The sequence below is a fragment of the Streptacidiphilus sp. P02-A3a genome (assembly GCF_014084105.1).
Classification (GTDB): Bacteria; Actinomycetota; Actinomycetes; order Streptomycetales; family Streptomycetaceae; genus Streptacidiphilus.
The window spans coordinates 8788761-8813370 of sequence record NZ_CP048289.1 but is presented as its reverse complement, the minus strand read 5'-3'; the positions used below and the strand labels follow the sequence as shown (position 1 = coordinate 8813370).

Sequence of the window (24610 nt, the reverse complement as noted above, 5' to 3'; positions counted from 1 at the left end):
AGTGATCTTGAAACGAATGAGGGAGTTGATGGCGGCAGCCATTGCCCCGGCCTTGCTGGTTGGAGCGTTTTTCGTCGCATCCACCAGTCCTGCCAGCGCCGCTCAGCCCACCATCACGGCGGCGAAGGCGTTAGCCAGCACCACCGTAGAGACCAGCTCGTTCGTCCACGAGGCGTCAAGCGGAACTTCCGGCTCATGGGCTACCGACAAGGTGGCCCCGGGAGCGGCCCCGCACACCTACACGTTCGAGGTGCCAGCTCCGGCATCTGAATGCGCCATGATCCACCAGCAGCACCCCGGCATCAAGATCGGGAAGACCTGCGAGAACACCGAGACCCTGACCATCGGAACGGCTCGCATCGTCAAGCAGTCGACCGGAGTGCACGCCTCTACGGTCAAGCCGCAGACGACTTACTACACCACGGCCAGCACGCACACGTGCAGCGCCATAGCCTGCGCGGTCTGGGGCAACACCATCTCCACGGCGTTCTACTACACCGGTGGTGAAGTCTGGGAGGACTTCCTGGACTGCAACGATAGCTCGGGTATCGGCTACCAGGTCTCCGTAACCTGGTGCGGAAACTGGCACAACCACGCTACGAGCCAGACCGGCAGCTACATGAACGACGGCGACGACTTCGAGGTATCCGTTATCGCCAAGGGCATTCCGATCGACGCAGGCCACTGGCAGCGTATCAACTGCAATGTCGATGGACAGACATGGATCACCGGATCTGACTAGAGGGTTGCAGGACCCGAAGCTCTAGCTCTGCAACCATCAATTTAGCTGCCAGGCAAGGCAGTTGAAGCGTCGGCCACCCCAATCCAAGTGGGGTGGCCGACGTCACAATTCTAGCTTGACGATCAAGCCTGACTTACCGCCGCCGCGACAGACGTTCGTCGCCGCCTGCGCGAGTGATGCCAGCTGGTTCGAGGAACAGATCGAACGGTCCCCACACCGGCTAGGACTTGTCCGGTCGATCACGTGCGGAGTCGGATGACGGGGGCGGCTGTGGTGGCCGTGCCGAGGTAGACGTAGCCGCGTTTGTCGTAGTGCGTGGCCGCCGCTCGGGCGTGTTTGAGCTTGTTGATGGCCCATTCGACGGTGTTGTGTTTCTTGTACCGCTCCTCGTCGAAGCCCGGTGGTCGCCCGCCGCGCGAGCCCTTGCGCAGGCGGGCGGCACGACTGTCCGTCTTCTGGGGGATCGCGTGCGGGATGCCGTGCCCGCGCGGGTAGTCGCGGCACGGGCCGTTGCTGTAGGCCTTGTCGGCGGCCAGGCTGTCGGGTGTCTTGCGGGGCCTGCCCGGACCGGTCCGCGGGACGCGGATCTTCTCCAGCACGGGCTCGAACTGCGTGCGGTCCGCCCGCTGTCCCGGGGTGAGGACCAGGGACAGCGGGCGGCAGCGGCTGTCCGCGCTCAGGTGGACCTTGGTGGTGGACCCGCCGCGCGAGCGGCCCAGGTCCTCGCCTCCAGCACCACCTCCACCAGACGGGCGACGAGGCTCTGCCACGGCGTCTGGTCCTGGTGTTCCCCTGGCCCAGCCCCCTTTGAGGCCAGGGCCGGTGGCCGGTCGGTGCGGGCGCCGGCCGCGTGCTGGTGGGCCCGCACGATGGTCGAGTCGACCGAGACGTCCCAGTCGATGTCGCCGACCGCGTCCGCTTCGGCCTGCACCTGCTGGAGCAGCCGTTCCCAGGTCCCGTCGGCCGACCACGGCCGATGGCGTTCGTAGACCGTCTTCCACGGCGCGAAGCGCTCGGGCAGGTCACGCCAGTGCACTGCGGTCCGCACCCGGTGCACAATCCCGTCGATCACCGGCCGATGGTCCCGCCACCGGCCACAACGCCTGTCGCTGACCGGCAGGAACGGCCGCAGCCGTTCCCACTCGGCATCCGTCAGATCTCCCCGCCCCATGCCCGAACCAACGAGCAAGTCAGGCGATAGCCACATGATCGGGCGGACAAGTCCCAGCGGGCGTCGGTTCGCTCAGTCGGGCCGGTTCGCTCAGTCGGGGAGCAGCGCGAGGGTGAGCCGGGGGAGGCGGTCCGGGTCGGCGATGACCTCGTAGGCGGTGACCTGGTTCGCCCGGACCTCGACGGTGAGGACCAGCAGCAGCCGGCCGTGCGGGGCGACGACGATGCCCACCGCGCCGTTGATCAGCGCCGGTTCGGCGTAGCGGGCGCGGCGGCCGAGGACCATCGTCTCCCGGGCGACCGCCGCCGCGCCGTGGACCACGACCGGGGCGCCGGGTGGGAGCAGCGCCGGATCGGCCCGCCGGACCACGTCCGGGGCCAGCACCGTGAGCAGGGCCCGCAGGTCGCCGCCGCGGGAGGCGGTGAGGAAGGCCTCGACCACCTGCCGGTGCTGGGTGAGTTCGGCGCCGGGCAGCGGGGAGGCGCCGCGGACCCGCTGCCGGGCGCGGCTGGCGAGCTTCTTGGTGGTGACCGGGGTGCGTTCGACGATGGGCGCGATCTGGTCGAAGGGCACCGCGAACAGGTCGTGCAGGACGAACGCCAGCCGCTCGGCCGGGGCCAGCCGGTCGAGTACCACCAGCATCGCCCGGCCGACGGACTCCACCAGCAGTGCCTCCTGCTCCGGGTCGTCGACGCTCTCGTCGGCCTCGCGGACCCGGTCGGACAGGCCGACCGGTTCCTCGCCGCGTGACCGGCGGGAACGCAGCAGGTCCAGGCAGACCCGGGAGACCACGGTGGTCAGCCAGGCGCCCAGGTTCTCGATCTCGTCGGCCTCGACCCGGCTGAGCCGGAGCCAGGACTCCTGCACCGCGTCCTCGGCCTCGCTGAGCGAGCCGAGCATCCGGTAGGCGACCGCCCGCAGGTGTCCCCGGTGCGACTCGAACCGCGCCGCCAGCCAGTCGTCCCCGTTCATCGGTCACCTTTCCTCGTCGAGCCGCGTCGATGCCTTGACGAACCCAACCACGCAGAAGTGACCAGGAGAGCCCGATGACCATGGACCGACCCACGTTGCTGCATCTGGACGCCAGCCCCAGCCTTCCGGCCGACTCGGTCAGCCGCCGGCTGGCCGCGCGGTACGCGGAGGCCTGGCGGGACCGGCACGGCACGGACGGCTACCGCTACCGGGACCTCAGCGCCGACCCGGTGCCGCTGACCGACGGCGGCTACGCCCTGCTCGGCCAGCGGGTGGAGCGCGGCGGCGCGGTGCCGCTGGACAAGGTGGCCGAGTTCGCCGAGGGGGTCGCGGAGCAGCGGCAGTGGGCGCTGACCCTGCCGTTGATCAGCGAACTGCTGGCGGCGGACACGCTGCTGATCGGCACCCCCATGTACAACCTGTCGATACCGGCCGCGCTGAAGGCGTGGATCGACCGGGTGACCTTCCCGGGCGCGTACACCGACCCGGCGACCGGGGAGCGGCTGCTGAGCCGGACCCGGGTGGTGGTCGCCGCGGCGCGCGGCGGCGGCTACGGCCCGGGGACGCCGATGGAGGCGTTCGACTTCCAGATCCCCTACCTGCGGGCCTACTTCGCCCGGATCGGGGTGGCCGCGGCGAATCTGCACATCGTGGTCGCCGAGCTCACCCGCTCGGCGGACATCCCGGCCCTGGCGCAGTTCCAGGGCCTGGCGGCGAGCTCGCTGGCGGCGGCGCGGGAGGCGATGGGCGTACTGGCGGCGGAGGTCTGACCCGCGCCGCCGCCGGTCCCCGCGCCCGTTCCGCCGAGACAGGAGAGACGGGACTGGGCCGACACGGACGGGACACGGACGGGGATACGGACGGGGATGCTGGCGGGGATACTGGGTGGATGCGTATCCGAGCGGTCCGTGCCGACGAACTGCCCCGGCTGCAAGAGATCGAACGGGCCGCCGGGCGCGGTTTCCGCGGCCTCGGCATGCCGGAGATCGCGGACGACGAACCGCCGCCGCTGGCCGAGCTCGCCCGCTACCAGCGGGCCGGGCTGGCCTGGGTGGCGGTCCCGGCGGACGGGCCGCCGATGGCGTACCTGCTCGCGGACCGGCTGGACGACGCGCTGCACGTCGAGCAGGTGTCGGTGCACCCGGACGCCGCGCGTCGCGGTGTCGGCCGGGCGCTGCTCGACCGGGCGGCGGCCTTCGCGGCGGCCGAGGGGCTCCCGCGCTGACCCTGACCACCTTCGCCGAGGTGCCCTGGAACGCGCCGTACTACCGGCGTCTCGGCTTCCGGCCGCTCGACGAACCCGAGCTCGGCCCGGGCCTGCGGGAGATCCGCAGGCGGGAGGCCACGCACGGGCTGGACCGGTGGGCGCGGGTCTGCCTGCGCCGGGAGGTCGCCAACGACGCTTCCGCGTCCGCTGGTTGAAATGTGCGGTGCGGGCCGAGCGGCCGTCACTACGCTCGGTGGATGGACTACACCGAGCCCGTGTGGGCGAGTTCCGCGCTGCTGCTGATCGACGTCCAGCAGGATTTCCTGGACGGTGGGGCACTGACGATTCCCGGTACCACGGCGGTACTTCCGCGCCTGGCCGAGCTGGTCGCGGCCTACCGCGCGGCCGGACGGCCGATCGTGCACGTCATCCGGCTGTCCGAGCCCGGCGGCAGTGACGTGGACCTGCCGCGCCGGGCCGCCGTCGAGGCCGGGCTGAACCTGGCCGCGCCGGGGACCCCGGGCAGCCAGATCCCCTCCGTGGTCCTCGGCGAGCGCGCGGCGGAGCTGGACCCGGCGCTGCTGCTCGCCGGAAAGCCGCAGTACCTGGGTGGTTCGTCGACCGAGGCGGTGCTGTTCAAACCGCGCTGGGGCGCTTTCCACCGCACCGACCTGGAGCGGCTGCTGCGCGGCTGGGGCGTGGACACGGTGGTGGTGGCCGGCTGCAACCTGCCCAACTGTCCCCGGGCGACGCTGTTCGAGGCGAGCGTCCGGGACCTGCGGACGGTGCTGGTGACCGACGCCGTGTCGCAGACCAGCGACGAGCGGATCACGGACCTGACCGGGATCGGCGTCCGGCCGGTCACCACCGCCGAGGTTGTCGCCGCGCCGCTGGCGGGCGTCACCGGCACCGGCTGACGACGAACGGACGGCGGCGGCTCACGGTCGGTGTCAGCCGAGGTGCAGGCGGTCGCTCAGGCCCGCGGCGGCGAACGCGGCGACCAGCGCCTCCCGGCCCTCGGTGAAGTGCCCCCAGCTGTCGAAGTGGACCGGGACCACCCGGCGCGCGCCGAGGATCCGCGCCGCCTCGGCGGCCTGCGCGCTGTCCAGGGTGAGTAGTCCGCCGTCGAAGAGCGCGGCCACCCGGGCGGCCCCGGCGAACAGGACGGCCGTGTCGACCGGGCCGAAGCGCCCGGCGATCTCCTCGACCAGCGCCAGCGAGGCGTTGTCGCCGCTGACGTAGACGGTGGGCAGGTCGGCGGCGGTGAGCACGAAGCCGATCACCTCGCCGCTGATCGGCTCGCAGCCCTCCGGACCGTGCTGGGCGGGCACGGCGGTGACGGTCGCGGTGCCGCCGTCGGGCCGGGTCAGCTGCACCGACTCCCAGGCCGCCAGCCCCTGGGCGCTGCCGCCGAGCCGTCCCGCGCCGCCCCGGGTGGTCAGCACCAGCGGGACGTCGGCGAGCAGCGCCCGGCCGGAGTGGTCCAGGTTGTCCGGGTGCTCGTCGTGGGAGAGCAGCACGGCGTCGATCGGGCCGAGCTCGGCCGGGTCGATGGAGGCGGGCGCGGTCTTGACGAGCGTCCGGCCGCTGCCCCGGCCGTACTCGCCGGGCCCGTCGAAGGCCGGGTCGGTGAGGAAGGTCAGGCCACCGAAGTCGATCAGGGCACTGGGGCCGCCGAAGACGCGGATCTCGGTCTGCTCGTGCGTGGCACTGGTCACGGGACACCTCACGGAGAAGTTGCTGGTTTGCCGTGATGAAGAGTAGTCAGTTCTCACGGAAAACTTCAAGCGTTAGCATGAGGAATATGAGCACCACGGATCGTCGGCCCTCGTCCCAGCCGCTGCCGACCGCGCCCCCGCCCGCGCCCGGGGCGGACCGGCACGTCGCCCTGGACTTCGCCAACACCACGCTGACCATGCCCGGCGGGGTCCGGCTCGACCTGCTCGGCAGTCCGGCCCAGGCCACCGGCTGGCTGGTGGACCACCGGCTCGCGCCGCCGGACGCGGAGCTGATGGAGCTGTGCGCCGGGCGGTTGCGCACGCTGCGCGACCACGTCCGGGAGCTGCTCGCGGCCCGGATCGACGACGGCGCGCCCCCGGCCCCGGCCCTGGCCGCGCTCAACGAGGCGCTGACGCTGGCCCCGGCGGTGGACCTGCTGGCCTGGGACGAGGCCGCCGGGCCGCGCCGGGTGCGGCCGCACCCGGCGGACCGGATCGCCGAGCACGCCATGGCCCGGATCGCCGCCGACGCGGTCGACCTGCTCACCGCGGCGGACGCGGACCGGCTGGCCGGGTGCGGCGCCGGCGACTGCTCCCGCTACCTGCTGCGGACCCATGCCGCGCGGCACTGGTGCTCGGTGCGCTGCGGCGACCGGATCCGCGCCGCCCGCTCGTACGCGCGGCGCACCCAGGGGGAGCAGCGCGGCTGAGGGCAGCCGTTTGCCTGTTACTGATGCAGGGTAGTTTTTACTCATGCCAGTAAAACGGGGGGCGGTACTGCCGGGTCCGGAGCGCCCCGGCCACGGTCCGGAACCGGAGGCCGAACCGGGCTCGGGGGCGGCGCCGTCCCGGACCCGGGTGCGCAAGGGGCGCCGACTGCTGCTGCTGGCCGTCGACGCCGCGCTACCGGTCGGGCTCTACTACCTGCTGCGCGCGGCGGGGTGCGATGTCCACCTCTCGCTGATCGTGTCCACGATCCCGCCGCTGGTCAGTGCCGGCGTCCAGTTCGCCCGGGAGCGTCGGCTCGACGGCCTGGCCGCGTTCTTCGCCGCCGTCATGCTGCTCAGCCTGGGGATGTCGCTGATCAACGGCAGCACCCGCTTCCTGCTGGCCAAGGACGGCTACACCACCTTCATCGGCGGGCTCTGGTACCTGGCCTCGCTGCGGGCCCGGCGTCCGCTGCTGTTCCACGGCGCCCGCCCGCTGCTGGAGGGACACTTCCGCTCCGACGGGACCTCCTGGGACGTGCTGTGGGAGCGCGAGCCGCGGTTCCGGCGGATCTGGCGGGTGGCCACGGTGATCTGGGCGGTGGCCCTGCTGCTCGACGGCGTGGCCCGGGTGGCGATGGCCTACCTGCTGCCGGTCGACCAGGTCCCGGCGCTGGGGGCGCTGCTGTGGCCGGTGACCCTGGGGCTGCTCCAGGTGGTGAACAACGTCTACTTCCAGCTCGCCGGACTCTGGCGGATCACCAGCGGCGAGGGGGCCCGCCGGTAGGCCCGCGGGTGGCGGAGAGAGACTTGAACATGTTCAAAAACGGGTCTAGTGTCTCCCTCGACGCGAAAATCGAACGCGTTCAAAACCTCTCCAAGGGGCGGAACGATGGACCTCACGGTCGTCACCTATGTCGTCTACCTGGCACTGAGCATCGGGCTCACGATCTGGGTGGCCCGCACGCTGAGCCGTAGCGGGCATGTCTTCCTGGCCGACGTGCTCCAGGGCAGCGAGAAGCTGGCCGACGCCGTCAACCACCTGCTGGTGGTCGGCTTCTACCTGGTCAACCTGGGCTTCGTGGCGCTCTGGCTGCGCGGCGGGGACACCGACGTCACCGACGCCAGGAGCATCTTCACCGCGCTCTCCGTCAAGATCGGCACGGTGCTGCTGGTCCTCGGGGTGCTGCACCTGGGCAACGTGTACGTGCTCAACCGGATCCGGCGGCGCGGCCTGATGGAGCGCCAGCAGCGCCCGTCCCTGCCCGCCCGCCCGCGCACCACCGTGGGCCGACCCACGCCGCAGGGCTGAGGCGGACGCCATGACCGACGCCCACCCGGCGGACCCGCTCGGCCCCGCCACCGGTTTCCCCACCGGCCCCTCCCACGATCCCGCCGCCGAGCCCCCCGAAGAGTTCCCCGCCGAGTTCTCCGAGGAGTTCCCTGCCGACGAACCGCCGGTCCGCTCGTTGACCGTGCTCTACGACGCCCAGTGCCCCCTGTGCCGACACGTGCGGGGCTGGCTGGAACGCCAGTGGCAGCTCGTCCCGCTGGAGTTCGTCCCGGCGGGCTCCGCCGAGGCGGCGCGGCGCTTCCCGGATCTCGACCATGCCCGCACGCTTCGTGAGATCACCGTCATCAGCGACGTCGGTGAGGTCTATGAGGCGTCCGACGCCTGGCTGGTCTGCCTGTGGGCGCTGAAGGGCCGCCGGGCCACGGCGTACCGGTTCAGCACCCCGACCGGGGCCAGGCTCGCCCGGGGCGCGGTACTGGCCGCCGCGAAGTGGCGCGAGGCGACCAGCCCCACGGTGAACGGGAAGGAGGGTGTCCGACCGACTGCACAGGGGAGAGCCGGTCGGACCCCCGCCGACGCCTCACCGTCGACCCCGGTCGGGCCCTGGACCTGGAACGGGAAGTCCTGGCAGCCGTCGGCGCCGACCGCCGAACCCTGCGGTGAGCACTGCGCCCCGCCGCCCGGCTAGCCTCATGAGTGTGAATGACGCCCTGCCGACCGAGACCCCCGAGCCCACCCCTGCGCGCAGGAAGCCCGCGTCCCGGCCGGTGCGGCGTCAGGCACCGGCGACGCCGCCGGAGACCGCTGCCGAGGGGGCCCCGGAACCGGCGGGCGGCCGAGCCCGCCCGAAGACCGGAAAGAGCGAGCAGACCCGCGCGCTGATCCTGGAGACCGCGATGCGGCTGTTCCAGGAGCGCGGCTACGACAAGACCACGATGCGGGCCATCGCCGCCGAGGCCGGGGTCTCGGTCGGCAACGCCTACTACTACTTCGAGTCGAAAGAGTTCCTGATCCAGGGGTTCTACGACCGGATGACGCACGAGCACGCCGCCGACGCCCGGGCCCGGATGGCCGGGCGGACCGACTTCGCCGAGCGGTTGCAGATCGCGCTGGACTCCTGGGTGGACTGCGCGGCGGACTACCACGAGTTCGCCGCCCAGTTCTTCCGGACGGCGGCCGACCCGAACAGCGCGCTCAGCCCGTTCTCCCACGAGTCCCACCCGGCCCGGGCCACGGCGGTGCAGATCTTCCGCGAGGTGCTGGACGGTTCGGACCTCGGCCCCAAGCTCGACCCGGAGCTGGAGGAACTCCTCCCGGACCTGCTCTGGCTGCACCTGATGGTCATCGTCCTGTACTGGGTCTTCGACCGCACCGAGGACACCGAGCGGACCCGCGCCTTCGTCAAGCGCTGCGCCCCGTTCGTCGCCAAGATCGTCGCGCTCTCCCGCTACCGGGTCTTCCGCCCGCTGGTCCGCGACGCGGTCGACATGATCAAGGACTTCGTCCTGCCGACCATCGGCAAGGCCGCCCCGACCCCCAAGCCCGCCCCGGCCGCCACCCCCGCCAGGCGCAAACGCCGCGCGAAGGACTGAGCCCCGCCTCCGTGCCCCCGTGCGGTCCACGGACCCCGAGGGAGAGAGCAGAGGCAACCGCAGACCAGGCGGACCCGCCGACATGGCTGCCTGATCCCGATCGGAGCGATGACCGGACTGCTGATCCTCTGGGTGACCGTGCTCGCGGTCACCCACGACGACATCCCCCGCCCGGTGAAGCTCGACCCGACGACGCTGGTCGGCACCTGGACCGGCGACGGCGAATCGAGGCTGGTGCTCCACCCCGACGCTGGAGTGGCGGGACGTCGGTCTCCCTCGGGGGCATCGACGTCAACGGCACGGAGTTCGGCGGCACGGAGCTGGACCTCACCGGCTCCGCCAAGGACCCGGTGCTCTGGAGCTTCCAGGGCGACGCCGACGACCGCGACGTGTGCCGACTGCACCGCGCAACCACCCCATGAACCCCGTCCTCCCCGCCCCGGGATCTTCACCGTCCTCGGGATCTCTGGCATCCGCGCTCTTGACCTCCGAAGAGGTTGGACCATGGCAGGTCCTGTGAAGTGGGCAACTGCGCGCCGACAGCTCCATCCAAGGCCCGCGTCGTGGACACCTGCCCCAGCTCGGCGGCTTTTGCGGGACAGGCTTTTACGCCACTGCGTAGTCCTTTAATCCCGAGGTCGATCACGATTCGTTGGCCTACTGTGTATCTGTGTGACTAGTACTCATACGTCCCGAGGACACATATCCGCCCCGCCTGACGCCCTTCTGACACCCTCTCCAGTTCTGTCGGCCGCCCGGCGGATCGCGACGGCGGTGTGCGTGTACCTCGCCGTGCGGGTCCTGGGCTTGTTATGTCTTGTGACCTACGCGCACACGCACCAGGTGTCGACGCTGAGGCGTCTGGGCGGTGCCTGGGATGCCGGTTGGTATGTGCGGATCGTGGAGACCGGCTACTCGGTCTCCAACGGGCTGATCGGGAAAGATGGGATCCCATACTCCCCGCGGGCGTTCTTTCCACTGTTCCCGGCGCTGGCCGACCCGCTGCACTGGTGGCTGCCGGTCAGCGCCGGCACTGCGCTGGTACTCATCTCAAGCGCGGCCGGAGTCGTGGCCGCCTGGGGTATCTATGCTTGTGCTGCTCACTGCCACAACCACCGGGCGGGGGTCATCTCGGTGGTCCTGTGGGGTGCGCTGCCCTTGGCTGCGATCGAGAACCTGGCCTACTCCGAGTCGCTGTTCACCGCGCTCGCCGCCTGGACCCTTTACGCGGTGCTGACGGCCCGATGGCTCTGGGCAGGTGCGCTGTGCGTGCTGGCGGGACTGACCCGGCCGACCGCGATGGCCCTCAGCGCCGCCGTCGCGCTGGCCGCTCTGGTCGAACTCGGCCGGTGGAGGCGTGACGGAGGCAGCCCTGTCCGCTGGTGGCGCCCGCTGGCGGCGGGCCTGCTCGCTCCACTGGGTTGGGCGGGGTACATGCTGTGGACAGGCTGGGTGGAGGGATCCTGGGGAGCGTACTTCCATATTCAGGATGCCTGGGGGTCCAGTTTCGATGGCGGAGTCTCCGCTGTTCGCAGACTCCTCCACACGCTCACCGGGGCACACAGTCACCTCTCGCAGGGCCACGCGACCGCAGCACTGCCCGGCCATCACTCCGTGGGCGGTGCTGCTGTGGGGGTGTCGATGAGCGTGGTCATGATCGTGACTCTCATGGCCTACCTGGCGCTCTTCACCCTGACAGTGCGCGGACGCCAGCCGTTGGTACTGCTGGTCTTCAGTGCGGCCCTGCTGCTCATGGACCTCGGAAACGCCTCGTCGACGCCGCCGCTGGCCCGTTTCCTGCTACCGGGGTTCGCATTCGTGTTTCCCCTGGCCGAGTGGCTGGCGAGGAGCCGGTCCAGGTGGCTGCCTGTCACCTTGCTCGGGGCGTGCGCACTGCTCTCCGGTATTTATGGAGTCTTCGTAGTGTTCGTGGGCAGTGCACCGCCCGCTTGAAGTTCAAGCAAGGGGAATTCGACCGTCCATCTCCATGGGATCGCACTAAGTAGTGCACATGGGTCTCCGTAGCAGCCCTCGGGCTCGGCCGGAATTCGTGCGGGGATGACCCTTCCACTGATCAGGCGTCAGTTGCCGCCTGAGGTGGATACTCGGAGCGGCCACGTGATCGAGCACCACGGTGGTGTGCCGAGCACGCTGCTGGAGGATGGTCCGTGGTCGGCCGAGCTGGTCCTCGTGGCTGGACTGGCCGGGGGCAGTAAGGGATCCGGGGTCAGAAGCTGTCCGGGCACCAGGGGCGGAAGTCGGTGTGCAGGAGGGCGGCGAGGCGGGGGACGCCGCCGGGGCGGAGTTCGGTGAGCAGGCCGGCCGCGTGCAGGCGGGGGACCGGTTCGCTGCTCAGGCAGAGGGTGCCGAGGACGCTCGCGTCCATCGCCACGTCGGCGGGCTGGTCCGGGCCGACCGCGGTGCAGCGGCCGGTGCCGTCCGCCGCCGCCTCGATCGCGAAGCGGCCGTCGACGTAGCCCATCCGGTCGCTGACCTGGAGCACCACCCGGCCGGGCGCGGCGTAGCCGCGGGCGGAGAAGGCGGTCGGGGCGTCCAGCACCCGCAGCCACATGAAGTCGGCGCAGCTGTCGCCGTTGTCCACGCAGGCGCGCGGGTCGTCGAGCAGCAGCGGCAGCGGGTCGTCCGGGGCGATCGTGGGGATCTCCAGCCGGTCGATCCAGTCGATGCTCAGCGCGTAGCGCCAGAGCGCGGCAGAGGCGGCCTGGTCCACCGCGATGTGGTCGCGGACCCTCACCTTGGACTTGGCCAGCATGTTGGTCCACGGGTCCTCGGCCTCGTAGGCGAGCAGCCCGGCCGGGCGGTCCTCCGGGTCGCGGTAGAGCGCGACGAGCGGCTCCTTCCAGCCGTCGTCCGGATTCCGCTCCGCGCCGGTGCGGTACTGCCATTCGAGCGGACGCCGGTTGATCGCGCCGGGCTGGTTCCGCCGGAAGCGGTCGTGCACCTCGGGGCCGATCTTGCGCCACTCGTCCATGGTCAGCAGCTCGAAGCTGCCGCCCTCGGCCTCGGCCGGGACCCGGACGTTCCCGGCGCGCAGCGCGTCGATGCTGTAGCCGCGCCTGGCGGTGGCCGGGCCGAAGCCGTAGCGGCCGTAGATCCGGTACTCGGCGGCGATCAGCACCGCGATGGCCGAGCCGCGCTCGGCGGCGGCGGCCAGGTCCCGGGTCATCATCGCGGTGAGCAGGCCGCGCCGCCGGTGGGTGGCGGAGACGGTGACGTTGGTGACGGCGTTGGCGCCCAGGGCGGTGCCGCCGGGCAGGGTGATCTCGCGGTCCAGGCTGCGGAAGGTGCCGACGAAGCGCCCCCGGTGCACCGCGCCGAGGGCCCGGCCGGGGTCGACCGCCCTGCGCACGGAGTCCGCGTTGCCGTCGCCCTTGCCGTGCATGAAGCCGCTGGCGAGGGCCTTGCCCCAGTCAGCGAGCTCGGCGTCCTCCACCACCCTGATCTCGATGCCGTCGCCGCCGCTGGGTGTCGTTCCTGTCGCCATGCCGAGCACCTTGCGAGGTGGAAGCGGACCGGGCATCCGCATTTCCGGCGGCCGCGACGGCAGGCCGGGCGGCGAGCGGCACGAGGCGCGGCTGCGGGCGCTCGCGCAGCAGCCGGACGTACCCGGCCGCGGCCACCAGGCCGAGCAGCGTGCAGCAGAGCCAGACCGCGTCCCCGCCGGAGGCGGTGAGCAGGAACCCGGCGGTCATCGGGGCCAGGAACGAGGCGCCGGACCAGGCCAGCGAGTACACGCCCTGGTAGCGGCCCCGGGCGTGGACTGGGGAGAGTTCGGCGACCAGCGCCATGTTCGCGGGCACGCTCAGCATCTCGCCCGCCGTCCAGACCGTCACCGTCAGCGCGTAGAACCAGGCGCTCCCGGCGAAGGCGGTCAGGCCGAAGCCGCAGCCGGTGCAGAGCGCGGCGACCGAGAGCATCAGCGCCCGGTTGCGGCCCTGGACGAACCGGGTGACCGGGATCTGCAGCAGCACGATCAGCAGTCCGTTGAGGGCGACCACCAGGCCGTAGTCGGTGGGCGAGTACCCGGCGCGCCCCATCACGATCGGCAGCGCCACGCCGCCCTGGTTCGCCACGCAGGCGAGCAGGAAGGTCAGCCCGACCAGGGCCATGAAGGCCGGGTCGCGCAGCACGGTGACCAGGCCGACCCGCGGCGCGGCGGGCGCGGGCGCGGACGCGGTGACCGGCGCGGCCTCGGGGCGGGTCTCCGGGACCCGGGCGAAGACCACCAGCGCGCAGAGCAGGGTGGTCGCCGCGTCGCCGACGAACAGCAGCAGGAAGCCGTGCGCCGCGATCAGTCCGGCCGCCGCGGCGGCGAAGGCGAAGCCGATGTTGATCGCCCAGTAGTTCAGCGAGAACGCCCTGACCCGGTCGGCCGCCGGGACCAGGTCCGCCATGATCGCGGACACGGCGGGCCGGGAGGCGTTGCTGGTGAAACCGAGCACGGCGGCGGTCACCGCGATCGCCCAGGCCGGGTGGACCAGGCCGAGCGCCAGCGTGGCGGTGGCGGTGGCGGCCTGCGCCGCCAGCAGCGTCGGCCGCCGCCCGATCCGGTCCGCGAGCACGCCGCCCGCGACCGAGGCCAGGCTGCCACCGAGGCCGTAGAGCGAGGCGACCAGCCCGGCGAAGGCGGGGGACAGGCCGCGGTCGACGGTCAGGTAGAGGGCGAGGAAGGTGACCACGAAGCCGCCGAGCCGGTTCACCAGCGTGCTGGTCCACAGCCACCAGAAGGTCGCCGGGAGTCCGCCCACCGATTCCCGGGCCGCTGTCCGCAGTCGCTGCCGCAGGCCTGGCCGGGGTGGTGGCGTTTCGGGCACAGCAGGCTCCTGAACGGCAGGTGTAATAGTCACATTGGCAGTCGAGATATTACGGATCGCTTGGCCGGCGCGCCAGCGGGTTTCCGCCTCGACTAGGCTTCCGACCATGGCTGATGCTCCCTACCGTCTCGTCCTGCTCCGCCACGGCGAGAGCCAGTGGAACGAGAAGAACCTCTTCACCGGCTGGGTCGATGTCGACCTCAACGCCAAGGGCGAGAAGGAGGCCGTGCGCGGCGGCGAGCTGCTCGCCGCCGAGGGCCTCCTGCCGGATGTCCTGCACACCTCCCTGCTCCGCCGCGCCATCCGCACCGCGCAGATCGCCCTCGACCGGGCCGACCGCCACTGGATCCCGGTCCGCCGCTCCTGGCGGCTGAACGAGCGTCACTACGGTGCGCTCCAGGGCAAGGACAAGGCCCAGACCCTCGCCGAGTTCGGCGAGGAGCAGTTCATGCTCTGGCGCCGCTCGTACGACACCCCGCCGCCGCCGCTCGCCGCTGACGCCGAGTACTCGCAGGCGGACGACCCCCGCTACGCCCAGCTCCCCGCCGACGTCCGGCCGCAGACCGAGTGCCTCAAGGACGTCGTCGAGCGGATGCTGCCCTACTGGTACGACTCGATCGTCCCGGACCTCGCGGACGGCCGCACCGTTCTGGTGACCGCGCACGGCAACTCGCTGCGCGCGCTGGTCAAGCACCTGGACGGGATCTCCGACGAGGACATCGCCGGACTGAACATCCCCACCGGCATCCCGCTGCTCTACGAGCTGGACGCCGACTTCAAGCCGATCACCAAGGGCGGACGCTACCTCGACCCGGAGGCCGCCAGGATCGCCGCCGAGGCCGTCGCCAACCAGGGCAAGAAGAAGTAGCCCCGGCGCACGACCACGGGTTCGGGCCCGGACCCCCTGCATGGGGGGTCCGGGCCCGAACCCGTTCAGGTACCCAGCTCTGGTGTCGCTGTGTGTCGGCCGCTAGTGGCAGCAGCCGCCGCCGCACTGGCAGCTGCCGCCGGACTGGCAGCCGCAGCCGCAGCCGGAACCGCAGCCGCAGGCCGCGAGCAACGGAAGCGGCACCCGCAGCACGGTCGCCGGCGCCGGTTCGGCGGATGTGGACAGCGACGGGGCGGACGGGGTCGGAGTCTGAGTCATGCGGACCCTCCTTCGGGCGCGGTCATGCCTACAGCTCAGTCAAGCCCCGGTCTGACGCTCCGTCAACGGGCGTACGGAGGCAGGCACGCGCCCGACCGCGCGCCCCCCGGTCGGACTACTTGTCGGCGGGCTCGGCCACGAACTCGTCCGCGTGCTCGCCGGTCACCAGGTAGACCACCCGCTTGGCCACCGACACCGCGTGGTCCGCGAAACGCTCGTAGTAGCGACCGCAGAGGGTCACGTCCACGGCCGTCTCGATGCCGTGCTGCCAGCGGTCGTCCAGCAGGTGCGAGAACAGCTGGCGGTGCAGCTCGTCCATCGCGTCGTCGTCCCGCTCCAGCTCCAGCGCCGCGTCCACGTCCTTGGACGAGATGACCAGACCGGCCTTGGCGACCAGGCGCTGGGCCAGCTGCCCCATCTCCAGCACGATCGGGTGCAGGTCCGCCGGGACCGCCGACTCCGGGTAGCGCAGCCGGGCCAGCTTGGCGACGTGCCGGGCCAGGTCGCCGGAGCGCTCCAGGTCGGCGCTCATCCGCAGCGAGGTCACCACGATCCGCAGGTCGGTGGCCACCGGCTGCTGCCGTGCCAGGAGCGCTATCGCCCGGTTCTCCAGGGTGTGGTGCAGCTCGTCGACCTTCTCGTCGGCCGCGATGACGCTCTCGGCCAGCTGGAGGTCCGCGTCGAGCAGTGCCGTGGTGGCGCGGCCCATGGCCGAGCCGACCAGTCGGGCCATCTCGACCAGGCCATCGCCGATCGAGTCGAGTTCCTCGTGGTACGCGTCACGCATCTTCGCCAAACCTCCTGCTGGATCCTGTTGGTCCCTACCCTGCGCCGCCAGAACGACCCCGCCGGTCAGCGGGAGTGAACCAGCACTGACGCCGAGGTGAATTCTCGGCGACCGGGGGCTGATGCCCTGCTCCTTGGGTTACAGCAGGTCACCATCGTGCGCTTACGCTGAACGTATGGATCTGAACGTGGCCGAAGCCGCTGCGAGCGCGATCGCCGGGCTCGGAGTCGGCCTGACCGCCGCGCTCTCCTTCCGGTGGAGCGAGAAGGAACGCCGTAAGCCCAAGAAGCGAGTCGAACAGCAGCCCGAGCAGGGCCTGCCCCCAGGTGTGGACACCGTACTGTCCGTGCTGCGCTCCTGCGCGGTGGTTCTCGACGACAGCGACCAGGTGATCAAGGCCAGCTCGGCCGCCTACGCGTTGGGACTGGTCAGGGGCGGTGCCATCGCGGTCGACGCGATGCTCGTCATGGCCCGGCTGACCAGGCGCGACGGCGAGATACGGCAGGCCGACCTGGACATCCCGCGGCGTCTCGGCGGCAAGCCCGGCGGCGACGCGCTGGCCGTGTCGGTGCGGGTCGCCCCGCTCGGCTCGCGGCTGGTGCTGGTGCTGGTCGAGGACCTGACCGAGGCCCGCCGGATCGAGGCGGTCCGCCGCGACTTCGTGGCGAACGTCTCGCACGAGCTGAAGACCCCGGTCGGCGCCCTGTCGCTGCTCTCCGAAGCGGTGCAGGACGCCAGCGACGACCCCGAGGCGGTCCGCCGCTTCGCGGGCCGGATGCTGATCGAGGCCACCCGGCTCACCAGCCTGGTCCAGGAGATCATCGAGCTCTCCCGGGTCCAGGACGACGAGCGGCTGGTCGACCCGGAGCCGGTCCCGGTGGACGAGCTGGTGGCCGAGGCCATGGACCGCTGCCGGCACCAGGCCGCGGCCAAGCAGATCGTCATGGCCGCCGGCGGCATCGCCGGGCTCAACCTGCACGGCAACCGGGGCCAGCTGGCCGCGGCCCTCGGCAACCTGGTCGAGAACGCCGTGAACTACAGCCCCGCCCGGACCCGGGTCGCCATCGCCGCCCGCAGGGTGCCGGGATCCGCCAACGACATCGTGGAGATCTCGGTCACCGACCAGGGGACCGGGATCTCCGAGAAGGACCGCGAGCGGATCTTCGAGCGCTTCTACCGGGTGGACCCGGCGCGCTCCCGTGCCACCGGCGGCACCGGCCTCGGCCTGTCCATCGTCAAGCACGTCGCCGCCTCCCACGGAGGTACCGTCTCGGTGTGGAGCGTCGAGGGCCAGGGATCCACCTTCACCCTCCGGCTGCCGGTCGCCCACCAGACCGGGCCCCACTCCGACTCGCCCGAATCCGACGCGGATCTCGACGCCGATCTCGACGCCGATCTCGACGCCGATCTCGACGCCGAGATCGAGGACGACACCGACACCGACACCGACGTCCGGGCCGAAGCGGCCGACGCCGACACCCCTGACCACCTCACCACCACTCTCCCCGCCCCGGAGGCCCTGCCGTGACCCGTGTGCTCGTCGTCGAGGACGAGGAGTCCTTCAGCGATGCCCTGTCGTACATGCTCCGCAAGGAAGGATTCGAGGTGGCCATCGCGGCCACCGGCCCAGACGCCCTGGACCAGTTCGAGCGCAACGGCGCGGACCTCGTACTGCTCGACCTGATGCTGCCGGGGCTGCCCGGCACCGAGGTCTGCCGCCAGCTGCGGGCCAAGTCCAGCGTCCCGGTGATCATGGTCACGGCCAAGGACAGCGAGATCGACAAGGTCGTCGGCCTGGAGATAGGTGCGGACGACTACGTCACCAAGCCCTACTCCACCCGCGAGCTGGTCGCCCGGATCCGCGCGGTGCTGCGCCGCCGGGGCGAGCCCGAGACCGTCGACGGCGGCCCGGGCGCGCTGGAGGCCGGACCGGTCCGGATGGACGTGGACCGGCACGTGGTCACCGTGGACGGCGCCAAGGTGGACCTCCCGCTGAAGGAGTTCGACCTGCTGGAGATGCTGCTCCGGAACGCCGGCCGGGTGCTCACCCGGATGCAGCTGATCGACCGGGTCTGGGGCGCGGACTACGTCGGCGACACCAAGACCCTGGACGTCCACGTGAAGCGGCTGCGGGCCAAGATCGAGCCGGACCCGGGCGCCCCGCGCTTCCTGGTCACCGTGCGCGGCCTGGGCTACAAGTTCGAGCCGTAAACCGCGTCGAGCCGTAAACCGCGTCGAGCCGCACGTCACGCTCGCGTCGGAAACCGCCGGACGGCCACGGCCGCGGCCCCGGAAGGACTGCCTTCCGGGGCCGCGGCCGTTGTGGTGTGCCTCAGGGGGTCGCGCTGATGCTGGCCTTGGCCGTCGTCTTGGCCGTGGTCTTGCCGGTGGTCTTACCGGTCACCGGCGTGGAGCCGCTCGGGCTGGGCAGCGGGCTCAGCGTCGCCACCGGGGGCGGCGTCGGCGCGGCGGGGGCGTACGTGGCGTAGTCACCGGCGCCCGCGTTCACCAGGGCCTGGACGCTGGTCGAGCCGGCGTTGGCGAAGGTGAAGTTGACCGTGGCGTTCTGCCCCGGCGTCTCGGACAGGCTGGCCACCTGCGCGGTGACCTGACCGGGGCCGCTGACCAGCAGCGATCCCAGCGGCGGGATGACGGCCGGGCCACTGAGCGTCGCCGGGTTGCCGTCCACCGAGACCGAGGTCAGCGTCTCGGGGGTGGTGGAGCTGTTGTTGGCGATGTTGGCGACGACGTTGGCCGTGTTGCTGCCGTTGGTGGCAGTGACGACCGTGATGCCGTTGAGCTTCAGTGTCGAGCCGATGGTGGTGGCGGCAGCGTTGGGCTTCACCTGGAGGCTCGCTGCTCCGTCCCCCGCGGAGCAGGCGGCGAGGACAGGGGCGGTCGCGATGATGAGGGCGGCGACTGCGCCGCGACGAAGACTGCGGCTCACGGCGGAGGCTTCTCCTTGGACGATTTCGGTGGTCTGGCCGCGATCAGGTTACCGAGCCTCTTTATTCGCTTCACACGGGGGAGCCCCGTGTCGCCCCGGCTCCCCTGACGGCGTATCGGGGGACGCGCCCGGCGCGCGGTTGACCGTTGTGCGCCGTACGGGTGAGCCGTTTCGTGCTTGCCCGAAGATCAGATAACGATTGGGTTACGGCTTTCGAGTAAGATCGTTCCGGGGTTTCCCGGTCGATTCCCGATCGTTCGCAACCGCTCCGACCTGCGGGAAGCTGCTGTCGAACTGGGGTCGCAGCACGCGGTAGGGGTGCTTGTCAAGCCCTGAGACTGGCTCTGACCTGCGAAAACGCCCTTCGGATATGGCTGGGTCCGTGTTATTCTGGAAAGCCACGGAAGGGGTACCTGTCACATGACGTTCAAGGTTGGCGACACCGTGGTCTACCCCCATCACGGGGCCGCACTGATCGAAGCTATCGAGATTCGCCAGATCAAAGGTGTGGACAAGACCTACCTGGTGCTGAAGGTGCAGCAGGGTGACCTGACGCTGCGCGTGCCTGCAGAGAACGCCGAGTTCGTGGGCGTGCGCGACGTGGTCGGTCAGGATGGGCTGGACCGGGTCTTCGAGGTGCTGCGTGCACCGTACACCGAGGAACCCACCAACTGGTCCCGCCGCTACAAGGCGAACCTGGAGAAGCTTGCTTCGGGCGACGTTATCAAGGTCGCGGAGGTTGTGCGCGACCTTTGGCGACGTGAGCGTGAGCGCGGGCTGTCCGCGGGTGAGAAGCGGATGCTGGCCAAGGCCAGGCAGATCCTGGTGAGTGAGCTGGCGCTCGCCGAGAACACCAACGAGGACAAGGCCGAGACGCTGCTCGACGAGGTTCTCGCCTCCTGAGAGGCCCCCTCGCGTGACGATGAGCTTGACCTGAAGAGCGGGACCTGACGCACCGTTCGCCTGCCCTGCGGCAAGTGGCACGTGCGTGAGCGACACCTGCTTCAGCGCCCGCCGTTCCCGACGACGGGCGCTGAGGCATGTCCGGCGCAGCGTCTCCGCCGCGCGCCCCGAGGGGCGGTAGTGTGCCGGGACGAGCAGGTCTGGCTCCACGGAAGGCGCTTGGCCCGGCACGACTTGGCCATACCCACATAGTCGAAGGAACAAAACCTGAACGCCGCAGCAGTGGTCCCCGCCGCCGGGCGGGGCGAACGACTGGGCCCCGGTGCCCCCAAGGCCCTGCGTGAACTGGGCGGCGTGCCGCTGCTGGTGCACGCCGTCCGCGCGCTCGCGCGCTCCCGTGCGGTGACGCTGGTGGTCGTGGTGGCCCCGGCCGACGGCGTGGCCCGGGTGCGGGCGCTGCTGGACAGTCACGGCGCCGGTGGCGACGAGGGCCCCGAGGTACTGGTGGTACCCGGCGGCGACACCCGGCAGGAGTCGGTCCGGCTCGGCCTGGCCGCGCTGCCGCCCGAGGTGGACGTGGTGCTGGTGCACGACGCCGCGCGCCCGCTGGTCCCGGTGGACGTGGTGGACGCGGTCGCCCGCGCGGTGGACGAGGGCGCGTCGGCCGTGGTCCCGGCGGTGCCGCTGGCCGACACGGTCAAGCAGGTCGGCCCGGCCGCCGCGCCGGGACTCCCGGAGCCGGTGCTGGGAACCCCGGACCGGTCCACCCTGCGCGCGGTGCAGACCCCGCAGGGCTTCCGCCGCGACCTGCTGCTGAGCGTCCACGAGAAGGCGCTGCGGGAGGCGGTGGACGCCACCGACGACGCCGGCCTGGTGGAGCGGTACGGCGGGCAGGTGGTGCTGGTGCCCGGGCACGAGGAGGCGTTCAAGGTGACCCGCCCGCTGGACCTGGTCCTGGCGGAGGCGGTCCTGGCGAGACGGAGGGCCAACGATGAGTTCTGACCAGCTGGGTCCGGACCGGCCGGTCCGGCTGCCGCGCACCGGCATCGGCACCGACGTCCACGCCTTCGAGGCGGGCCGGGAGCTGTGGGTCGCCGGGCTCCGCTGGGAGGGCCACGAGTTCGGCCTCGCCGGGCACTCGGACGCGGATGTCGCCGTGCACGCCGCTTGTGACGCACTTTTCTCCGCCGCCGGGGTCGGCGACCTCGGCACCCATTTCGGCACCGACCGGCCGGAGTGGGCCGGGGCGTCCGGGGTGCGGATGCTGGCCGAGGCCGGGCGGATCGTCCGGGCCGCCGGTTTCGAGATCGGCAATGTCGCGGTGCAGGTCATCGGGGTACGGCCGAAGATCGGCAAGCGTCGCGAGGAGGCGCAGCGGGTGCTCGCCGAGGCGCTGGGCGCACCGGTGTCGGTGGCCGGGACCACCTCCGACGGGCTCGGTCTGACCGGTCGGGCGGAGGGTCTGGTGGCCATCGCGACGGCATTGGTGTACTGACCTGTCGGCCGGGCGGGCACCGGGCACCCCCTGGTTCCCACTACGCTTGACGCTGTGAGTATTCGCCTGTACGACACCAGCGCCAGCCAGGTACGCGACTTCGTCCCGCTCGTGCCGGGCTGTGTCTCGATGTACCTGTGCGGCCCGACCGTGCAGGCCGCCCCGCACATCGGGCACATCCGGTCCGGGTTGAACTTCGACATCTTCCGTCGCTGGTTCGCGTACCGGGGCTACGACGTGACCTTCATCCGGAACGTCACCGACATCGACGACAAGATCCTCACCAAGTCCCGCGAGAGCGGGCGCCCCTGGTGGCAGATCGGCTACAGCAACGAGCGCGCCTTCAACGACGGCTACGCCGCGCTCGGCTGCCTGCCGCCCACCGGGGAGCCGCGGGCCACCGGGCACATCCCGGAGATGGTCGCGATGATGCAGGAGCTGATCGCGCGCGGGAACGCGTACGAGTCCGAGGGCAACGTCTACTTCAGCGTCACCTCCTATCCCGACTACCTGTCGCTCACGCACCAGGAGTTGGCGAACCTGCGGCAGCCCGAGGGCGAGGGCGAGACCGGCAAGCGGGACCAGCGCGACTTCGCGCTGTGGAAGTCCGCCAAGCCCGGCGAGCCCAGCTGGGAGACCCCCTGGGGACGCGGGCGCCCCGGCTGGCACCTGGAGTGCTCGGCGATGGCGCACAAGTACCTCGGCCGCGCCTTCGACATCCACGGCGGCGGCCGGGACCTGATCTTCCCGCACCACGAGAACGAGATCGCCCAGTCCAGGGCCTTCGGCGACGAGTTCGCCTCGTACTGGGTGCACAACGCCTGGGTGACCATCAGCGGCGAGAAGATGAGCAAGTCGCTCGGCAACTCGGTGCTGGTGTCGGAGATGGTGCAGCGCTGGCGGCCGATCGTGCTCCGCTACTACCTGGGCACCCCGCACTACCAGTCGGTGATCGAGTACAGCGAGGAGGCCCTGCGCGAGGCGGAGACCGGGTTCGCCCGGATCGAGGGCTTCGCCCAGCGGGTCACCGAGCAGCACGGCACGGTCGAACCGGCGCCGCACGTGCCCCCGGCGTTCGCCGAGGCGATGGACGACGACTTCGGCGTCCCGCAGGCGCTGGCCATCGTCCACACCGCCGTCCGGCAGGGCAACGCGGCCCTCGCGGCGGACGACAAGGAGAACGCGGTAGCGCGTCTGGCGGAAGTACGTGCGATGCTCGGGGTACTGGGCCTCGACCCGCTGGACTCGCAGTGGGCCGGGCCGCAGCAGGGCGAGGACCTGCACGGCGTGGTGGACGCCCTGGTCCAGCTGGTGCTGGAGCAGCGTCAGGCCGCCCGGGAGCGCAAGGACTACGCGACCTCGGACGCGATCAGGGACCGGCTCACCCAGGCCGGTCTCAGCATCGAGGACCGCGCCGACGGCTCCCGCTGGACCCTGAGCTGACGGCTGCCGCCGCCGCTCGACCGCTCCACCGCGCTCCACCGCGCTCCACCGCGCTCCACCGCGCTCCACCGCGCTCCACCGCGCTCCACCGCGCTCCACCGTCCGACGGGCTCACCGCTCGTCGGGCCCACCGCTCCACCGTCACGTTCAACGAAAGCAGGACCGTACTGATGGCCGGCAACAGCCAGCGCAGGAACCGCCGCAACCCCGGCTCCAAGAAGGGCCCGTCGGTCGGTACCGGTGGCCACAGCCGGAAGTCGCTGGAGGGCAAGGGGCCGACGCCCCCCGCCTCCGAGCGCAAGGGCCACAAGAAGAACCGCATCGCCAACGCCGCCGCCAAGCGCGCCACCGCCGGGAACAAGTCCCGGGGCAACGCGCGGCGCGGCGGCAAGGCGGGCTCCGAGCTGGTCTACGGCCGCAACTCGGTGGTCGAGGCGCTGCAGGGCGGGGTGCCGGCCTCGGCGCTGTACGTCCAGCAGTTCATCGACAACGACGAGCGGGTGCGTGAGGCGCTGACGCTGGCCACCGAGCGCGGCGTGCCGCTGATGGAGGCCCCGCGCCCGCAGCTGGACAACCTCGCCGAGGGCCACAACCACCAGGGCCTGATCCTGCAGGTGCCGCCGTACGACTACGCGCACCCGGACGACCTGCTGGAGCGGGCCGCAGTCAACCACGAGCAGCCGCTGATCGTGGCCCTGGACGGGATCACCGACTCGCGCAACCTGGGCGCGATCGTCCGCTCGGTGGCCGCCTTCGACGGCCACGGCGTGGTCATCCCCGAGCGGCGCGCCGCCGGGATGACGGCCGGGGCCTGGAAGACCTCCTCCGGCGCGGCGGCCCGGGTGCCGGTGGCCCGGATGACCAACATGACCAGGACGCTGGAGGCCTACCAGAAGGCGGGCTGCTTCGTGGTCGGCCTGGCCGCCGACGGCGACGCCGACCTGAGCGACCTGGAGGCGCTGACCGGTCCGGTGGTCATCGTCATCGGCTCCGAGGGCAAGGGCCTGTCCCGGCTGGTCTCGGAGACCTGCGACCTGACCGTCCGGATCCCGATGCCGGGCCAGGCGGAGTCCCTGAACGCGGGCGTGGCGGCGGGCATCGTCCTCTACGAGGCATCCAGACTCCGCACCAAGCGCTGAGCCTCCAACCCGTCCCGCCGCGCCGGCGGGGCGGGGCGCTGCGCGGGCTAGGGCGGCGCGGGGCGCTGCGCGCGGGGTGGCGCGAGGGTAGGGCGGCGCGAGGCGCGGGTTACCCCGGCTTCGCGCCCTGCGGCCCAGTCTCGCGGGGTCGCGCCTTGCAGGTTCGTACCTTCCGGCTTCGCGCTACCCGCCCCCGCGCGTCAGCGCACCGCCACCCCCCGCCGCTGCCCGTCACCGCACCCCGCGCCCCGCGCCTCAGCGTCCCGCCACCCTGCGCCCTCGCGCATCCTGCGCCCCAGCGCGTCAGTGCTCCCGCATCCCTGCACCCCCGCGCATCCCGGGCCCCCGCGCATCCCGGGCCCCCGCGCATCCCGCGCCCCCGCGCATCCCGCGCCCCTGCGCGGCAGCGCCCCGCGCCGCTGCCTGTCAGTGCATCCCATGCTGCCGCCGCTTTAGCGCATCCACCCCCCGCGCTGTCACCCCCCCCCGCGCTGCCGCGCCCCCCGCGCCC

The 24610-nt window shown here is 71.6% G+C and carries 24 protein-coding genes and 2 pseudogenes; 18 read left to right on the top strand and 8 right to left on the bottom strand.

The features are described 5' to 3' along the window. The first annotated feature begins 28 nt into the window (after nt 1–28). Entirely contained in the window at nt 29–742 is a 714-nt protein-coding gene (locus GXP74_RS37400; protein ID WP_182455634.1) for a hypothetical protein, read from the top strand. Nucleotides 743–981: 239 nt separating this feature from the next. Here GXP74_RS37400 and GXP74_RS37395 read toward each other — a convergent pair. Together GXP74_RS37395 and GXP74_RS37390 are read right to left on the bottom strand one after the other, a co-directional pair. Continuing rightward, nucleotides 982–1913: pseudogene (locus GXP74_RS37395) on the bottom strand (IS5 family transposase). A 90-nt stretch (nt 1914–2003) separates the two neighbouring features. Further along, nucleotides 2004–2885 (bottom strand): sigma-70 family RNA polymerase sigma factor, encoded by an 882-nt coding sequence (locus tag GXP74_RS37390; RefSeq protein ID WP_182455633.1) that lies wholly within the window; start codon nt 2883–2885, stop codon nt 2004–2006. 74 nt (nt 2886–2959) lie between these two features. Here GXP74_RS37390 and GXP74_RS37385 point away from each other — a divergent pair, with 74 nt between their 5' ends. From GXP74_RS37385 to GXP74_RS37375, 3 genes and pseudogenes are all read left to right on the top strand, one after another. Beyond that, complete coding sequence (locus GXP74_RS37385) at nt 2960–3655, top strand: FMN-dependent NADH-azoreductase (RefSeq protein ID WP_182455632.1); 696 nt, start codon at nt 2960–2962, stop codon at nt 3653–3655. 119 nt (nt 3656–3774) lie between these two features. After that, nucleotides 3775–4307: pseudogene (locus GXP74_RS37380) on the top strand (GNAT family N-acetyltransferase). Nucleotides 4308–4349: 42 nt separating this feature from the next. After that, the gene (locus GXP74_RS37375) at nt 4350–5009 is read left to right on the top strand and encodes a cysteine hydrolase family protein (protein WP_182455631.1); all 660 of its coding nucleotides are present in this window, start codon (nt 4350–4352) and stop codon (nt 5007–5009) included. Between the two features lie 33 nt (nt 5010–5042). On the opposite strand, the gene GXP74_RS37370 is transcribed toward GXP74_RS37375, so the two are convergent. After that, nucleotides 5043–5810 carry an MBL fold metallo-hydrolase gene (locus GXP74_RS37370; RefSeq protein WP_182455630.1) on the bottom strand — a complete coding sequence of 256 codons (768 nt, stop codon included), beginning with the start codon at nt 5808–5810 and terminating at the stop codon, nt 5043–5045. Between the two features lie 86 nt (nt 5811–5896). Here GXP74_RS37370 and GXP74_RS37365 point away from each other — a divergent pair, with 86 nt between their 5' ends. The 6 genes from GXP74_RS37365 (at nt 5897) to GXP74_RS37340 (ending at nt 11356) form a co-directional block, all read left to right on the top strand. After that, a complete protein-coding gene (locus GXP74_RS37365; protein WP_182455629.1) occupies nt 5897–6520 on the top strand; it encodes an ABATE domain-containing protein in 624 nt (207 codons plus the stop codon). A 43-nt stretch (nt 6521–6563) separates the two neighbouring features. Then, nucleotides 6564–7304 carry a VC0807 family protein gene (locus GXP74_RS37360; RefSeq protein ID WP_182455628.1) on the top strand — a complete coding sequence of 247 codons (741 nt, stop codon included), beginning with the start codon at nt 6564–6566 and terminating at the stop codon, nt 7302–7304. Between the two features lie 105 nt (nt 7305–7409). Then, nucleotides 7410–7829 (top strand): hypothetical protein, encoded by a 420-nt coding sequence (locus GXP74_RS37355; protein ID WP_182455627.1) that lies wholly within the window; start codon nt 7410–7412, stop codon nt 7827–7829. Between the two features lie 157 nt (nt 7830–7986). Next, nucleotides 7987–8499 (top strand): thiol-disulfide oxidoreductase DCC family protein, encoded by a 513-nt coding sequence (locus GXP74_RS37350; protein ID WP_225448745.1) that lies wholly within the window; start codon nt 7987–7989, stop codon nt 8497–8499. A gap of 4 nt (nt 8500–8503) precedes the next feature. Further along, nucleotides 8504–9403, top strand: a complete 900-nt coding sequence (locus GXP74_RS37345) for a TetR family transcriptional regulator (protein ID WP_182455625.1) — start codon at nt 8504–8506, stop codon at nt 9401–9403. 780 nt (nt 9404–10183) lie between these two features. Further along, the gene (locus tag GXP74_RS37340; protein ID WP_182455624.1) at nt 10184–11356 is read left to right on the top strand and encodes a glycosyltransferase family 39 protein; all 1173 of its coding nucleotides are present in this window, start codon (nt 10184–10186) and stop codon (nt 11354–11356) included. Between the two features lie 274 nt (nt 11357–11630). On the opposite strand, the gene GXP74_RS37335 is transcribed toward GXP74_RS37340, so the two are convergent. Together GXP74_RS37335 and GXP74_RS37330 are read right to left on the bottom strand one after the other, a co-directional pair. Then, nucleotides 11631–12908, bottom strand: a complete 1278-nt coding sequence (locus tag GXP74_RS37335; RefSeq protein WP_182455623.1) for a GNAT family N-acetyltransferase — start codon at nt 12906–12908, stop codon at nt 11631–11633. Then, the gene (locus GXP74_RS37330; protein WP_225448466.1) at nt 12835–14238 is read right to left on the bottom strand and encodes an MFS transporter; all 1404 of its coding nucleotides are present in this window, start codon (nt 14236–14238) and stop codon (nt 12835–12837) included. The genes GXP74_RS37335 and GXP74_RS37330 overlap by 74 nt, the downstream gene beginning before the upstream one ends. Nucleotides 14239–14344: 106 nt before the next feature. Here GXP74_RS37330 and GXP74_RS37325 point away from each other — a divergent pair, with 106 nt between their 5' ends. Then, nucleotides 14345–15106, top strand: coding sequence for a phosphoglyceromutase (locus GXP74_RS37325; RefSeq protein WP_182455621.1), 762 nt, complete (start codon nt 14345–14347; stop codon nt 15104–15106). A 102-nt stretch (nt 15107–15208) separates the two neighbouring features. Here the strand turns inward: GXP74_RS37325 and GXP74_RS37320 are convergent, their stop codons facing one another. Together GXP74_RS37320 and phoU are read right to left on the bottom strand one after the other, a co-directional pair. Further along, on the bottom strand, nt 15209–15385 hold the full coding sequence (locus tag GXP74_RS37320) for a hypothetical protein (protein ID WP_182456993.1): 177 nt from the start codon (nt 15383–15385) through the stop codon (nt 15209–15211). Nucleotides 15386–15500: 115 nt separating this feature from the next. Further along, the gene (gene phoU, locus GXP74_RS37315) at nt 15501–16172 is read right to left on the bottom strand and encodes a phosphate signaling complex protein PhoU (protein ID WP_182455620.1); all 672 of its coding nucleotides are present in this window, start codon (nt 16170–16172) and stop codon (nt 15501–15503) included. Between the two features lie 175 nt (nt 16173–16347). On the opposite strand from phoU, the gene GXP74_RS37310 reads away from it, so the two are divergent. Next, nucleotides 16348–17700 (top strand): cell wall metabolism sensor histidine kinase WalK, encoded by a 1353-nt coding sequence (locus tag GXP74_RS37310; protein WP_182455619.1) that lies wholly within the window; start codon nt 16348–16350, stop codon nt 17698–17700. Continuing rightward, entirely contained in the window at nt 17697–18383 is a 687-nt protein-coding gene (locus GXP74_RS37305) for a response regulator transcription factor (protein WP_182455618.1), read from the top strand. Before GXP74_RS37310 ends, GXP74_RS37305 begins: the two co-directional genes overlap by 4 nt. A 121-nt stretch (nt 18384–18504) precedes the next feature. Here the strand turns inward: GXP74_RS37305 and GXP74_RS37300 are convergent, their stop codons facing one another. Then, entirely contained in the window at nt 18505–19119 is a 615-nt protein-coding gene (locus tag GXP74_RS37300; protein WP_182455617.1) for a hypothetical protein, read from the bottom strand. Nucleotides 19120–19539: 420 nt separating this feature from the next. Between GXP74_RS37300 and GXP74_RS37295 the strand changes: the two genes are divergently transcribed. The 5 genes from GXP74_RS37295 (at nt 19540) to rlmB (ending at nt 24099) form a co-directional block, all read left to right on the top strand. Beyond that, nucleotides 19540–20022, top strand: coding sequence for a CarD family transcriptional regulator (locus GXP74_RS37295; protein ID WP_030255707.1), 483 nt, complete (start codon nt 19540–19542; stop codon nt 20020–20022). 267 nt (nt 20023–20289) lie between these two features. Then, nucleotides 20290–21024: a 2-C-methyl-D-erythritol 4-phosphate cytidylyltransferase gene (ispD, locus tag GXP74_RS37290; protein WP_225448744.1), complete on the top strand. Its 735-nt coding sequence runs from the start codon at nt 20290–20292 to the stop codon at nt 21022–21024. Then, a complete protein-coding gene (ispF, locus tag GXP74_RS37285) occupies nt 21014–21517 on the top strand; it encodes a 2-C-methyl-D-erythritol 2,4-cyclodiphosphate synthase (protein ID WP_182455615.1) in 504 nt (167 codons plus the stop codon). Before ispD ends, ispF begins: the two co-directional genes overlap by 11 nt. Nucleotides 21518–21571: 54 nt before the next feature. Then, a complete protein-coding gene (cysS, locus tag GXP74_RS37280; RefSeq protein WP_182455614.1) occupies nt 21572–22960 on the top strand; it encodes a cysteine--tRNA ligase in 1389 nt (462 codons plus the stop codon). Nucleotides 22961–23130: 170 nt separating this feature from the next. After that, entirely contained in the window at nt 23131–24099 is a 969-nt protein-coding gene (gene rlmB / locus GXP74_RS37275; protein WP_182455613.1) for a 23S rRNA (guanosine(2251)-2'-O)-methyltransferase RlmB, read from the top strand. Nucleotides 24100–24610 lie beyond the last annotated feature (511 nt).